Origin of the sequence: Gilliamella sp. Choc4-2 (assembly GCF_001690355.1) — a bacterium.
Lineage (GTDB): Bacteria > Pseudomonadota > Gammaproteobacteria > Enterobacterales > Orbaceae > Gilliamella > Gilliamella apicola_A.
The window spans coordinates 62,050-76,546 of the sequence record NZ_LZHG01000033.1; the positions used below are offsets into that span (position 1 = coordinate 62,050).

At 33.1% G+C, this 14,497-nt stretch carries 13 protein-coding genes; 2 read left to right on the top strand and 11 right to left on the bottom strand.

What is annotated here, in order from left to right:
• Position 1: 1 nt before the first annotated feature.
• The 5 genes from rfaC to A9G34_RS04880 form a co-directional block, all read right to left on the bottom strand.
• Positions 2–964 (bottom strand): lipopolysaccharide heptosyltransferase RfaC, encoded by a 963-nt coding sequence (rfaC, locus tag A9G34_RS04860; protein ID WP_065569064.1) that lies wholly within the window; start codon positions 962–964, stop codon positions 2–4.
• Entirely contained in the window at positions 964–2,013 is a 1,050-nt protein-coding gene (rfaF, locus tag A9G34_RS04865) for an ADP-heptose--LPS heptosyltransferase RfaF (RefSeq protein ID WP_065569065.1), read from the bottom strand. Before rfaF ends, rfaC begins: the two co-directional genes overlap by 1 nt.
• A 15-nt stretch (positions 2,014–2,028) precedes the next feature.
• On the bottom strand, positions 2,029–2,955 hold the full coding sequence (gene rfaD, locus A9G34_RS04870) for an ADP-glyceromanno-heptose 6-epimerase (RefSeq protein ID WP_065569066.1): 927 nt from the start codon (positions 2,953–2,955) through the stop codon (positions 2,029–2,031).
• 108 nt (positions 2,956–3,063) lie between these two features.
• The gene (locus tag A9G34_RS04875) at positions 3,064–3,834 is read right to left on the bottom strand and encodes a methyltransferase domain-containing protein (protein WP_065569067.1); all 771 of its coding nucleotides are present in this window, start codon (positions 3,832–3,834) and stop codon (positions 3,064–3,066) included.
• Position 3,835: 1 nt separating this feature from the next.
• Positions 3,836–4,567, bottom strand: coding sequence for a 1-acylglycerol-3-phosphate O-acyltransferase (locus A9G34_RS04880; protein ID WP_034945167.1), 732 nt, complete (start codon positions 4,565–4,567; stop codon positions 3,836–3,838).
• An 89-nt stretch (positions 4,568–4,656) separates the two neighbouring features.
• On the opposite strand from A9G34_RS04880, the gene mnmD reads away from it, so the two are divergent.
• Positions 4,657–5,370 carry a tRNA (5-methylaminomethyl-2-thiouridine)(34)-methyltransferase MnmD gene (gene mnmD, locus A9G34_RS04885; RefSeq protein WP_034946089.1) on the top strand — a complete coding sequence of 238 codons (714 nt, stop codon included), beginning with the start codon at positions 4,657–4,659 and terminating at the stop codon, positions 5,368–5,370.
• 54 nt (positions 5,371–5,424) lie between these two features.
• Here the strand turns inward: mnmD and tamB are convergent, their stop codons facing one another.
• From tamB to A9G34_RS04915, 6 genes are all read right to left on the bottom strand, one after another.
• Positions 5,425–9,213 carry an autotransporter assembly complex protein TamB gene (tamB, locus tag A9G34_RS04890; RefSeq protein WP_065569068.1) on the bottom strand — a complete coding sequence of 1,263 codons (3,789 nt, stop codon included), beginning with the start codon at positions 9,211–9,213 and terminating at the stop codon, positions 5,425–5,427.
• A 1-nt stretch (position 9,214) separates the two neighbouring features.
• Entirely contained in the window at positions 9,215–10,933 is a 1,719-nt protein-coding gene (gene tamA, locus A9G34_RS04895; RefSeq protein ID WP_065569069.1) for an autotransporter assembly complex protein TamA, read from the bottom strand.
• Positions 10,934–10,951: 18 nt separating this feature from the next.
• Positions 10,952–11,491 (bottom strand): hypoxanthine phosphoribosyltransferase, encoded by a 540-nt coding sequence (hpt, locus tag A9G34_RS04900; RefSeq protein ID WP_034945176.1) that lies wholly within the window; start codon positions 11,489–11,491, stop codon positions 10,952–10,954.
• A gap of 136 nt (positions 11,492–11,627) precedes the next feature.
• Positions 11,628–12,125: a tRNA adenosine(34) deaminase TadA gene (gene tadA, locus A9G34_RS04905; RefSeq protein WP_034945179.1), complete on the bottom strand. Its 498-nt coding sequence runs from the start codon at positions 12,123–12,125 to the stop codon at positions 11,628–11,630.
• 10 nt (positions 12,126–12,135) lie between these two features.
• On the bottom strand, positions 12,136–12,957 hold the full coding sequence (gene dapB, locus A9G34_RS04910; protein ID WP_065569070.1) for a 4-hydroxy-tetrahydrodipicolinate reductase: 822 nt from the start codon (positions 12,955–12,957) through the stop codon (positions 12,136–12,138).
• A gap of 170 nt (positions 12,958–13,127) precedes the next feature.
• Positions 13,128–13,739 (bottom strand): FKBP-type peptidyl-prolyl cis-trans isomerase, encoded by a 612-nt coding sequence (locus A9G34_RS04915; protein ID WP_065569071.1) that lies wholly within the window; start codon positions 13,737–13,739, stop codon positions 13,128–13,130.
• Between the two features lie 206 nt (positions 13,740–13,945).
• On the opposite strand from A9G34_RS04915, the gene bamE reads away from it, so the two are divergent.
• Positions 13,946–14,308 (top strand): outer membrane protein assembly factor BamE, encoded by a 363-nt coding sequence (bamE, locus tag A9G34_RS04920; RefSeq protein ID WP_034946092.1) that lies wholly within the window; start codon positions 13,946–13,948, stop codon positions 14,306–14,308.
• Positions 14,309–14,497 lie beyond the last annotated feature (189 nt).

Genomic DNA, 14,497 nt, shown 5'->3' on the forward strand with positions numbered 1-14,497 from the left:
CTTATAAAAAATTAGCCAACTGATGATAAACTTGTTTGGCCTGAATTGTTTGCATACTTTTTTGTGGTGAAACAATCTTAAACTGATTTTTCCCATAACTGCCAATTAATTTAGGATCAGTTTTACCAAATAAAGTAATATTAGGGCGGTCTAAGGCCGCAGTTAAATGACTTAACCCAGTATCAACCGATACAACAGCTTTTGCTCCTACAATAACAGATGCAATTTCATAAAGTGAAAGCTTAGGTAATACTTCAACATGGTTAAATCCCTGAGCAAGGCGAATTGAACGTTGTTGTTCATGCATTGAACCCCAAGGTAATTTTATTTTTAAACCTGTTGGCTCAATTAATTTAATTAATTTTCTCCAAGCTTCTTCTGTCCAATGCTTATCATCTCGTGTTGTAGAGTGTAAAAAAATTAAATATTGTTGATTATCGCTAGGTGGTGAAGACAGAAAATGATGAGCAATTGCATAATTTCCTATTGAATCAGGTACAACATATTGCAGGCTTTTTGCAAATAACAGCCTAATACGTTCAATCGCATGCATTTGTTTAGAAACATTATGCTTTACATCATAAAACCAACTAGCAATTGGCTCTTTAATGCTTTTACGATCCAAACCATGTTTAATGCCACGTGCTTTTCGTGTAATTAAAAAAGAACTTTTAATTAATCCTTGTGCATCAATTATGCAATCATATTTTTTCTGACTAAGATTTTGAATAAATTCATAATGTTCTTGGCGAACATTTTTAGCAAACCAATTTTTTCTCCAGCGTCTTATTGCAACAGGAATTACTCTATCGACGGCAAAATGCCAGCTAGGTATTTGAGCAAAATTTTCTTCAACTACCCAATCAAAGGTAATGCTAGGTAAGTTATTGGCTGCATCGGTTAAAGCTGGCAATGTATGCAGTACATCACCCATTGAAGATGTTTTAACAACTAATACACGCATTATTCATTACTCTTTTGGCAACGTACAATAAGATTCATCAATGTTTCAAATACGTTATCTGGTTTAATATTGATTAAACTTTGATGATAGCCTTGTTCGGTATCACCTTTGCGGACACGATGATGGTACCCAGTAATTAAACGAATAATTTCAGCCTTGTCTGATAGTGGAGGTGTAAAGTCAGGACTACTTGGTCCATAAAGTGCTACCAATGGTTTATTTAACGCGGCTGCCACATGCATTAATCCTGAATCGTTAGTTACAATCGCTTTACAAGCGGATATTAAACTAACGACTTGTTCTAATTGAGTTTCACCTGCTAAGTTAATACACATATCAGAATGGGACATTTTGGCAATAATCTGTTCGCCTATTTTTTTATCATTTGCTGAACCAAAAATAAGAATTTTAGCATGTTGCTTAGCTAGCATATCAGCAAGTGCTGCGTAATGATAATCGGGCCAACGTTTTGCAGGGCCAAATTCAGCACCAGGACAAAAGCCAATTAATGGTTCATCTTGTGTTATAGCAAAGGTTGATAGAGTTTGGGTTATTTCATCTTGTTCGACATTGAGTTTTGGCCATAGTAGTGGTTGTGGCAAATCGGAAGCCGAATGAATCTGATTAGGATAAGCAAGCGCAATATAGCGTTCAACCATTAACGGAAATGCTTGCTTATCAAGTTTACGAAGATCGTTTAATAAACCATAACGCATCTCACCTTTCCAACCTGTACGTTTAGGAATTTTGGCAAAAAATGGAATCAATGCTGATTTGAATGAATTAGGTAATACAATAGCCTGATCATAATGGTTATTACGTAGTGATTTACCTATTTCACGACGTTTTTTAAAAGCAAACTCACCATGGCCTAATGGCATTGCAATTGCTTGATTCACTTCTGGCATTTTATTTAATAGTGCTCGACACCAAGCCGGAGCTAAAACATCAATTTCGTTATTAGAATCAAGTTGTTTTAATGTACGATAAAGGCTTTGCGACATCATCATATCGCCAACCCATGAAGGACCAATAATGAGTGTTTTCATTTAATCAATTCCATCTTATTGTTCATTAAGCCATTTCATATATTCAGCAGTCCCTTCTGCAACATTTTTAAATTCAATTGGGCATTTAGTTTGTCTAAATTTAGTCAGATCAGCTTGAGTATAGCTTTGATAGCGTCCTTTTAGATGTTCAGGGAAGGGAATATAATCAATTTCATCTTTTTTATGATAAGTAAGAACCGCATCAGCAACAGCTTGGAACGATTCTGCTCGACCTGTTCCACAGTTATAAATTCCTGATATTTTATTTTTCCAAAACCATAAATTGACTTCAACGACATCACCAACATAAATAAAGTCACGTTTAAAATTATCGCTACCAGTAAATAATTTGGGTGTTTCACCTTTATTTATTTGTTCATTTAAATGAAACGCAACACTAGCCATACTGCCTTTGTGTGATTCGCGTGGTCCATAGACATTAAAATAACGGAATCCACAAATTGGTGAATTAGCTTTGGGTAGTAATTGTCTTACATATTGGTCAAATAAGAATTTAGAATATCCATATACGTTTAATGGCTTTTCGTAAGTGCGATCTTCAATAAAGTTATCACTGCGCCCACCATAAGTAGCGGCTGATGAAGCATATAAAAATGGAATGTTGAAATCGAGACAGTAATGCAATAAGTCTTTTGAATAGTCATAGTTATTTTCCATCATAAACTTGCCATCCCATTCTGTGGTTGATGAGCAAGCGCCTTGATGAAAAATAGCATCGATATCAAGGTTTTCACCAGCAACAATCAATGATATAAATTCATCTTTATCCATATAATCAGCAATATCTAAATCAACTAAATTGGCAAATTTAGTACCATCAGTTAAATCATCAACAACCAAAATATTTTTATGTCCTTGGTCATTTAATCCTTTAACAATATTACTACCAATAAATCCTGCGCCACCAGTTACAACGATCATACTCATTTTCCTTAACTGTAAAATTTATCTGCTTATGATAACGAGTTATGACAAAATTTTCGAGTAATCATTTTAAAAAGCTTAAGCTAAAGTGGTTTAATTTATGATTCATCTTATTTTAGCTGTAACCAAAATATATCTTGCTAAATCAATATATGGCTCTGTTTGGCAATACTTTTTTTCAAGTTCAAGTAGCTGATCAAAATGTGTTTCGGCTTTAGATTTATTTATAAGATAATCGTGGAAAATGCGAATTCCCGTTTTTTGTAAAATATTAAAATCTAATTGAATTAACCATGTATATACTTCATTTGGGTACCGAGGAAAATCAGGAGAAAGGGTCTTTTTTTTACGTTTAGCTAATCCTGATTTAGTATAACCAAAGTTACCAAGTGTAACCGTTTTGAATAATAGTGCGTGATAGTTATAAAACATTAATGATAAATAACCATCAGGCTTAATAAATTTTTTTAATGTTTGGATTAGTTCAACAGGCTCAGTAACCCATTCTAATACAGCATGACAAATAACTAAATCAAATTGTTTGTCAATTACACTGCTAAGCTGTTGAATGGAACAACAAATACAATCTAAATGGACCTGTTCTGATAGGAATTTTTGTTGAGCAAGTTCAAGCATTTGTTTAGAAATATCACATAAAATTACTTGATGGCCAAGTTTGGCAAGCCTACAAGCAATTTGACCTTGACCACCACCGGCATCAAGGATAGTTAATGTTTTATTTTTAGCATAGGTTGCTAATATTTGTTCGAGCTCATGCCAAACTATTGCTTCTCTAATTCTACCTTTTGTTGTGCCGTAAATATTTTGGGCAAATTTATTACTGATATCATCAAAATTACGATCTTGCTTGTTCATATTATTTTTGATTGTTGAGTTGTTCTACTTCATTATTTATTTGCGTTATTTTACTCGCCATTTGTTGATAGCACTGCTCCATTAATAATCTGGCATCTTCTTTGCGTAAATTTTTAGTTTCGATTGGATCGAGCATTTCAACAATCATATGTCCGTTATTTAAACGGTTTAAGTTAATATTATTGGTATCTGATACACAAATTGGCACAATGGGCACACCAGCTGCTATTGCTGCTTTAAAGGCACCTGTTTTAAATGGTAATAACCCTCGACCATGGCTACGAGTACCTTCTGGAAACATCCATATAGAAATATCATGCTTTTTAATTTCATTAACTACTTGCCTAATAGTATCATGCGCTTTTGATTTATTGTTTCGATCAATTAGAATATTGCCCGTAAGGTAGTAGAGCTGCCCAAAAAATGGAATCCAAGCCAAGCTTTTTTTACCAACTGTCACCGTTTTAGGTTGCACAACATCTGCTGCAACCACCATATCATAATTATTTTGATGATTAGCAACATAAACGTAGCTGCCTAATTTGTTGATATTAGCATTAATGCGAGTATAAACTTTGATGCCTAATATAGGTTTGAAAAAAAAACTAAATAAATGAGCAAATCTTGCCACATTTTTAGGGTTATGTGGGTTAAATATGCAAAATATTATTCCTAATACACAAGTCACAATTCCTATTAACACAACACTAATTAGACGAAAAAGAAAAACCATAGTTTACCTCATAAATTAACTTAGCGTATTATATACATAATCGGCATTAATATACAGTTTGATTGAATATTGCTGTTTTAAGGAGGTTTATGCAAAAATCGACAATTATTTGGGATGAAAATCAAAACCCAATTTCCACCCATTTTCAGGATGTTTATTTTAATACAAAAGGAGCGATTGATGAAACTACTTATGTATTTATTGACGGCAATGATTTACAGCAACGTTTTTATAATCATAATAAAGAAACGTTTATTGTTGCAGAAACCGGCTTTGGTTCTGGTTTGAATTTTTTGCTGCTATGGCAGACATTTTTGAATTTTACAAAAAAATTTCCCAATCATAAGCTCAAAAAACTTAAATTTTTTAGTGTAGAAAAATTCCCGTTATCAGCTGAACAGTTGGTTAAAATTCATAACAATATAATTAATAAGCACAGTCCTTTAGCATTATTAGCGGAACAACTACAAATAAGCTTAATTGATTCGACTATCCACTTTAATAATGTTACTTTAACTATATGTTATAATGATATAAGCTACTTTGGTGAATTTTTAATGAAACAAAAAGTAATGGTTAATGCATGGTTTTTTGATGGCTTTTCTCCCGCTAAAAATCCAGATATGTGGTCAAAATCATTATTCCAAAATTGTTATAAATTAACCGCTCTAAATGGCACTTTTGCTACGTTTACTGCGGCAGGATTTGTGCGAAGAAATTTACTTGAAGCTGGTTTCAAAGTCTATAAACGCAAGGGGTTTGGCATTAAACGCGAAATGCTGATTGGATTTAAAAGCGAGTAACTTTGGCTGCATTTAATAACTAAGTTAAAATGAGAAATTGAAATTTTATTTGATTTAAAATTCAAATTGATAAATCAGATCCAATGTTTGTGCAATCCCAGATGTTGCCTCTAAATATAGACTTGGAATTAGTCTATAACGTAAAGTAAAGGTAGCAAGAGAATCAAAAATACCCACACCATATTTAAGTTGTAGATTAGGTAAAATATAACCACTAACCACGACTTTAGAATTATTACCTGCACCTTGTGTATCGAGTGTGAGGTTTTTAATACCAAAAACATTACCAATGTCCCCAATATATTTTCCTGTTTTTGCAGTTCCTATACCAACAAGCAGAGAAGTCATCATATCGTTTTCACTTTGATCCGTGTTATCAAGACCTTCCCCTCTTATTAAATAGGATAGGGCCTCTTGCTGAGACATGGCGGGATCTGAGAATATCTCAATTTTAGGATCTTCTGATGTTCCTATGACTTTAATCCCCGCGGTGATATTATTGTTATCAATAGATTCTGGATTGCGGATTGCTTCAATATCTAATCTTGCTTGATCGGTAGGTCCAGAAAAAGTAATGATACCTTTACGAATAACTAAATCTTGTCCATAAGCATGAAATCTTCCTGTCGGAATGAGTACTTGTCCATGAAGATCTAAACCTTTGTTAGTTTGTGTAGCAATTAAATTTCCTTTTAAAGCTGCATTTAAACCAAAAGCATCGACAGTAACTTTATCGCCGATATCGATTTCAATATGACTATTGATCTTCATTCCAATTTTTTGTTTTTCAATTACCTTATAATTTTCATCTAACATAACTTCATCAGATGAAATATCAATACTTGATGTAGGTAAAGATTCAACTGTAATTTTACCTTTAGGAATGCTTACTCTACCTAATAGAGTAAGTTCATCTTGAGTTGCATTAATTCTAAGATCAGGAATAATCGACATAACAACCATTGGAGGAACGGTTACTTCCATTGCAGCACCATTTATAGTAAGTTCTGCTTGCCACTTATCAAAAGTATTCCAATTAGCTTGACCATTAATATTAACATCACCAGATTGCGTAGTTAACACTCCTTTTAATGTTGAAGATTTACCGTTGAAATTTATATCCAATATTGCTGATTTAACATCAACAGGAAGTTGTCTTGCTTTTATTTCGCTGTGCCTTAAGTTAATGACGCCATTCAAATAAGGATCCATTAGCGAGCCTGAAAATTTAATAATTCCATCAATAAAACCGTTTGCATAATCGTTTTTATCTAATAATGGGTTAATAATTGCTAATGCAAGATGATCAACAACTAATTGTCCTCTTAATTTTTTCTGATGAGTTGGATCTGTAATGGATAAGGCACCAGTAATTTTACCCAATTGATTTAATGAAAAATCCCAATTTAATTTAGTTATTTGTTCATTTAATTCAACATTTAACTTAAATAAATCAAAAGGTATAGTTAATGTTTCCGATACGATTATTTGTTGAATATATACCTTGGTACCAGTGATATTGGCTTTTATAGAAGGTATTTTATTCAAAGTAGTAAATTTAATATCAGCTTTTCCATCAATACTACCAACTAACTTAGTTTCGCTGTCATTAGGAATAGGTAACTTAGCGAGATCAATGTTTTTTAATGTCACGCTTGTATCTGTATTAGGCGCTAATGATAGAGGTTTATCTAAACAAATACTTGAGCTATTATTCAGCCAACAATGAGCTCCAATGGTAGGCATGTGTGAAATAAAATCAAAAGATAATGGCAATGTTTTAGCTAATTGCCAATGGTTCTTATTACCTAAACTTAATAAAATGTGAGAGATATTTCCAGACCATTTAGTCCTATCTTTAGTAATTTGCCCTGTTAATGATGTAATAATTGAAGCTGGGCTCCCTTCAATATCCACCGATAGGTTATGATGATCCTCATTTCCAGAAAGTTCGATATTGGCTTTTTTAACGGATTCATTTTCAAACTTAATACCTTGCCCAATTAGTTTTAATTGCCCACTAATTTGCTTTTGGTATTGTAATTTACCTGAAAGGTTTGCTGACTCAACAGTGAATTCGTGAAGATTTAAATCACTAACTGTTAGATTAGTATCCATTGTTTGATCATTGATTGTACCATTTATTTTTACATTTCCAATAATTCTACCTTTCATGCCATTAATAAATAGTGACAGCGATTCTAAACTTATTTTTCCGTTTAAATTGCCTTTATCAGTTGAACCATTAACATTGATTTGATTATTTCCCCAAGCAATAGCAAGATTATTTGTAGTAATTGAATGTTTAGAATCAATTTGCAAGCTTCCGTTAGCCAAAAAATCGGCTTGTTTAATGTCACCTTTTAACTGTAATTCAGAAAGACTTAATTGCCAATGATTGCCCTCTAATATTCCTGTTGTTTTAAATTGACCATTTAAACGAATAGGGAAATTAGGCACTTCTTTACTAATATCTACATTGGTCAATTTTATTTTAGAATCCCATTTTAATGCTTTTCCCCAATCTATATTTCCAGATGCATTGACTTGTCCTTGAGGTAACTGAATCATGCCATGAACAAATGAGATACCTTGATATGTACCATTTCCAACGATATCAAACGTTGCATTCGGAATATTGTTAGCTTTTGTTGTCCCAATCATTGCTAATTTATATTTTTGAACATTGCCATTTAATGATAAATCAAAATTATTTAATTGATATTGTGCATTGCCTTCAATAGGCCATTGAATGTGCTTTCCGCTAATACTTGCCATAACAGGCATATAATTTTTAATAAAATTAATATTCCCTTCTATTTTAGCCTTATTTAATCCTTCAACCGCAATATTGGTAGCTATTTCGCCAAGTAATTTACCTGTAATTTTACCGCTAAGTTGATTATTTTCTGTATTTACTATTACAGATGCCGTAATAGGCCAACAATCACCTAATGTAATATCGCCTGAAACCAAAGCATGGCCATTAGCATGAGGTGTTTTGAAATCGGTTTCGACACGTTTAACCAGAATATAGTTATTGATTATATCGGTTTGAATTGAGGCTTGATTAAACCAATAATCTTGTCCACCAATATGTAATAACCAGTTATCACCGCTTAAACGGCTAACATTGATATCTATAGGAATATGAACTTGCGGAAGTGCTTTAATAATAGGTTTATTAAACCATTGATTAATTTTTTCATTAAATGGTACAGTATTCTTTATTTCTTGATTTACTGAACTTTGTGGTTCATCAGCAAAAATAGCAGTTAAGTCTTGAGCAACAGTAGGGTAAACATAAATCTTATGGTTTATCCAAGTTGCTTTTCCGACAAAGTCTGACATACTAAATGTCATATCATTGATATTAGCTTTAACATTGGTTACGTGTGTATTATAAAGTTCAATTGGTAATGGTGTATTTAAAACAATTTGGTTTTTAGATTCCGGTTTATTAGGATCAGTATTGGTTTTACTGGTAATAATATTAACAGTTACACCATTAGCACCGAAATATTTGATGCATATTTTTGTTTGCATTAAACATGCACTAGATAATTCTAAAAATGCTTCATTAACTTGAATATCAACACCAGGCAATTCAAGCGATAGTCCTTTAATATGCAAATTATGAAATGAGCCTTCAACTTGTGCAATTTTTAATTCTGGTAAAAATTTATCTAAAACAACTGTTGTGAGCTTGACCCCTAAACTAGTAAAAATCATAACAAAAATAAATACAATTAGAAAAATAAAAATAGATAGAATAACAAAACTTCGTCTTTTCCATTTTCTGATCTTGTTTATTTTTTTATCTCTAATTGTTTTTTTCGTCATGTTATAATTCAGTCCCTAAACCGATATAGATATGAATAGAACCAGTATCTTTTCGATTTAGCGGTGTGGCTAAATCAAATTTTATTGGTCCAACTGGTGAAGCCCAACGAACACCAATCCCCGTACCTGTATAAAATTTACTTTTATCGACTTTATCAATTGCCTCGCCGGTATCGGCAAAAAAAGCCATCCACCAAGGTCCTGTTAAATTATATTGGTATTCCAGCGAGCCAGTAATCAACTTAGATGCACCTTTTAATTTTCCTTTCTTATCTTCAGGCGAGATAGATTGGTAACTGTAACCACGAATGCTGCGATCGCCACCAGCAAAAAACCTAAATGATGGTGGAACGCGGTTAAAATTGCTTGCTTGTATTATGCCGAAATTACCACGGGCAATAAATCTATGGCTATTTTTAATCGAGCGGATCCAAGCTTGTTGTGCTTCAAAACGAACAAGGTTAATGCTCGAACCTAAAGATTTACTTGCTACCTCAATTGAATAACGTTGAGAGTCACCCCACATTGATAGTAAATTACCATCGCTACGAAGCCTAGCAAAACTGATGGAAGGATAATAAAGAAAAGTATTGAAACTGGAATCAGCTTGTGTAAAATCGTCTCGTAAAACATTAAAACCGAGTGCGCTTTGCCATCCTTCAAAATTGTCCCAATTTCGGACAATACCAAATGTAACAGAGCGTGATTTTGTATCATTATTATCAATCTTTTTAAAGCCAGCTTGGATATTATAATAGTATTCAAGTGGTGATTTCTTCATCGGAACTTTATAGCTCAAAGTAACAAATTTTTCAGGAGAGGAAAGTGATAAATTACTTTGAAAGCTTTGCCCTCGGCTATTAATCCATGGTTTACTCCAACCTATTTTGCTATGAATACCATTATCGGTTGAAAACCCAAGCCCTAAATCCATACTATTTTTTTTTCTTGGTGTGGTGATAACATCGATTGGAAGTGATTTATCTGCAGTAACATGAGGAAAGTCGGGAACAACAACAATAGAATTAAACCAGTTAGTTGATGCAAGACGTCGATTTAATATTGATAGCTTTTCTGCGGTATATTTATCACCTTCTTGAAAAGGCACAATATTTGCTAGGTAATCATCACGGATTTTTGAGTTATGAAAATTAACTTTACTAAATTTATACCGTTGACCTGTATCAAAATCAATATTCCAAAAAGCTTGATGATAAAAATTTGAAATAGCTAATTGGTGTACAGTCATATTTGCGTCAAAATACCCTTTTTTTAGGGCTAAATTTTGCAAACTTTTTTTGAAATTTTCATATGTTCCATGATTCAAAACATCCCCAATTTTGGGTAAGCCGATTTTAAGTAAATTATTGTAATCTTTGTCTTTTTTTCCTTCACCGATAATGTTGATATTAAGTTGCTCTATTTTGGTTGGCTCGCCAGCAGAAATATTGACTACCAATGTTTTCGGGTCTGAAACATCGTATTGAAAAGTAGGTGAATAATAACCTAAAGCTTGGAGAGCTTTTTTAGCTTCACTTTCAAAATAACGTTTAAAATTCGGTGTGTTATCAATTCTATTCGGTGATATCAATGAAGTACGTGCATCAACATTATCTGCAAGTTTCCCTGATAAACCTTGAATAGATAACTTCATATCAGCAAAACTTGATGCTGAAGCTATTATTAACAGTAAACACAGTGAACAGGAATATCGTAACACATATACCTCGTGTATTATTTAGGATTCAAGTAATGTGACATGTCCAATATAAGGTAAGTGACGATAATGTTGTGCATAATCAATGCCATAGCCAACAACAAATTCATCAGGGATTGAAAATCCAATATATTTAACATGTACATCGACTTCACGTCGAGATGGCTTATCAAGCAAAGTACAAATTTCAATACTACGCGGATGTCGTAATTTTAAAATAGCCATGATTTTGCTAAGTGTATTACCTGTATCTATAATATCTTCAACGATTAATACGTCTTTACCACAGATATCTTCATCCAAATCTTTAAGGATTTTAACATCACGATTACTTATTACTGTATTACCATAACTTGATGCTGTTATAAAATCAACTTCATGCCCAACGGAAATCGCGCGACTTAAATCTGCCATAAAAATAAAGGAACCACGTAAAAGCCCAACTAAAATTAGTTCATTTTGACTGTTTTTATAATTTTGGCTAATTTCTTGACCAAGTTGTATAACTCGTTTTTGGATATCATCCGTCGATATCATCATTTTTAATATGTGTTTTTTCATTAATAATGCTCAAACTAACTTTTAAAAAATTAAACTAGATTTTAACAATTTTTGCTGATAAAAAGAATAAGTGAAGAAGTTTTTTATCTTATGTTTTAATAATTTGATTAGAATAATCCTGTTTTAGAACAGGCATTCAGTTTAATATATTTTCATTATTGATGCTAAAAGCTAACTTTTTTTGTAAACGCCTTTTTTTAAAAAAGTTACTTAAAAGCACACTACATTCATCAGCAAGTATACCGCCTGTGACATCAGCATAATGATTAATACCTTGATAAGCTAAAATATCAATGAATGAGCCTGCTGCACCTGTTTTAAAATCACTTGCGCCGTACACTATACGTTTGATGCGACCATGAATAATCGCTCCAGCACACATAATACAAGGTTCAAGTGTGACATATAACGTAGTATTAACTAAACGGTAATTGTTAAGATATTTACCAGCCTGCTCAATTGCCATTATCTCAGCGTGAGCGGTTGGGTTATGTGTTGATATCGATTGATTGAACCCTTCACCAATAATTTGATTATTTTCATCGATGATTACCGCTCCAACAGGAATCTCATTTTCTAACTCAGCACGTTTTGCTAACATTAATGCATGGCGCATCCAAAATTCATCTAACATGTCTTTAAAATCATAAGCTCTTTAAATCTAACACATCACGCATATCGTATAAACCGATAGATTGTGAACGAAGCCATAACGCAGCTCGCACGGCACCATTAGCAAATGTCATACGGCTTGATGCTTTATGACTAATTTCAACTCGTTCGCCAATATCGGCAAAAATAGCGGTATGTTCGCCAACAATGTCACCTGCTCGAATCGTTGCAAATCCGATAGCGCCATTAGGACGTTCACCTGTATGACCTTCTCGGCAGTAAACAGCACGGTCTTTTAAATTACAATTAAGTGCATCTGCAATGGCTTCACCCATCGCAAGTGCGGTGCCAGAAGGGGCATCTACCTTATGGCGGTGATGTGCTTCAATAATTTCGATATCGGTATAATCGCCCATGACTTTAGTGGCTTTTTCTAATAATTTTAACACTAGGTTAACCCCCACACTAAAGTTGGCAGCAAACACAATACCAATTTTTTTTGCTGCATCGGCAATGGCTTGTTTACCTGCATCATCAAAGCCGGTTGTGCCAATAATCATCATTTTTTTATTTTCAATACAAAAAGCTAAGTAGGCGAGCGTGCCTTCAGGTCGCGTAAAATCGATTAATACGTCAAATTGATCTTTAGTTTGTTCTAGATTATTGGTAACTTTAATGCCACAAATACCGATCCCAGCAATCTCACCGGCGTCACTACCAATTAGTGATGAGCCAGTTCGTTCAAATGCTGCTCCTAAGGTAACTCCTTCGATTTGCGAAACAGCTTGGATAAGCTGCCGTCCCATTTTGCCACCAGCGCCAGCGATTGCGATACGAACCATATTTGTTGACATATAACTTTCCTTAACTTTTTTATGACTATAGATAAACAAATATTATAGCGGAAAATAAATAACTTATACATGCTTGTTACAGGTAATATTTAACACTTTCTTTCTAAACCTAAAATAATTAAGTCAAAAAAATGGACGCTAATTGCGTCCACTATGATCTTTTAATCACTCTATAGTACTTTTAATAATTCAACATCAAAAATTAATGCACTATATGGTGGAATTGATGCACCAGCACCTTGAGCACCATAGGCTAATTCTTGAGGAATATATAAACGCCATTTTGAACCTTCAGGCATAAGTTGTAACGCTTCCACCCAGCCTTTAATCACTCCATTGACTGGAAATTCAGCAGGTTGTCCACGTTCAACAGAACTATCAAATACGGTACCATCAATTAGTTGCCCCGTATAATGAACTTGTACGCTATCTGTTGCTTTCGGTAATGTGCCATTGCCTTGTTTGATGATTTCGTATTGTAAACCTGATTCAGTCGATTTAATGCCATCTTTTTTGATATTTTCTGCTAGAAAATCTTTACCTGTTTGAGCAATTTTTTCTGCTTGCTTGGCCTTTTCTTTGGTAGCTTGTTCATGCACATGGCGTAATGCTTCATGTAATTCTTGTAATGGCAGAGCCGGTTGATTACCCGATAATACGTCTTCTATCGCTAATTTTAACGCATTAAGTTCTAAATTGTTTAATCCAGATTCTTTTAATTGCTGTCCAATTTGTAAGCCGATAGCATAACTTGCTTTTTGTTCTATTGTTTCTAGTTTCATTTTGTGCCTTTTTTGTTAATGGTAATGTTAATCATAATATAATTAAGGTCGTAGATATATAAATAAATGTCAAGCAGTAATTGTAAATTAAAGCTCATGAATGTTGTTTTATTAAATAATTTTTAAGAATTGATTATTTTGTGTGGCACTTAAAAAAAATATCAGCGATAATACAACTTTACATGATTTTTTAATGGGTTAAATTAATGCAATTTCGTAAATTTGCTGTGCTTTCAATTGTAGCTAGTATTTTATTAAATGGTTGTTCAATGGTTGATACTTTTGTTTACAGGCCAGATATCAATCAAGGTAATTATGTAACTCAAGAGTCTATAGATCTGTTAAAAGTTGGTCAAAATAGAGAACAGGTGTTATTTATTATGGGTACACCAATGTTAACTTCTGATTTTGGTGATAAAGTTTGGTATTATGTATTTCGTCAACAGCCACAGTATGGTGAAATTAGCCAAATAACTTATGCAGTTTATTTTAACGAAAGGGGTATTGTAACTGACATAAAAAATCACACACTTGATGGCTCAAAATCATTAGAAGAAATGAATAAATAGGAAATCTCTGATTTATAAAAATGAATTACATTATCACTGAAAAGGTTTTATGTTCTGATTTTTAACTAACAAAAAATTTAACTGAATAAACTGAAAAACCTCACTATATTACGAGGTTTTTCATATTTTATAGTCAAAAATAAATAAATCATAAAGGAATATTTTCAAATTAATTTGTGAATATCCAAA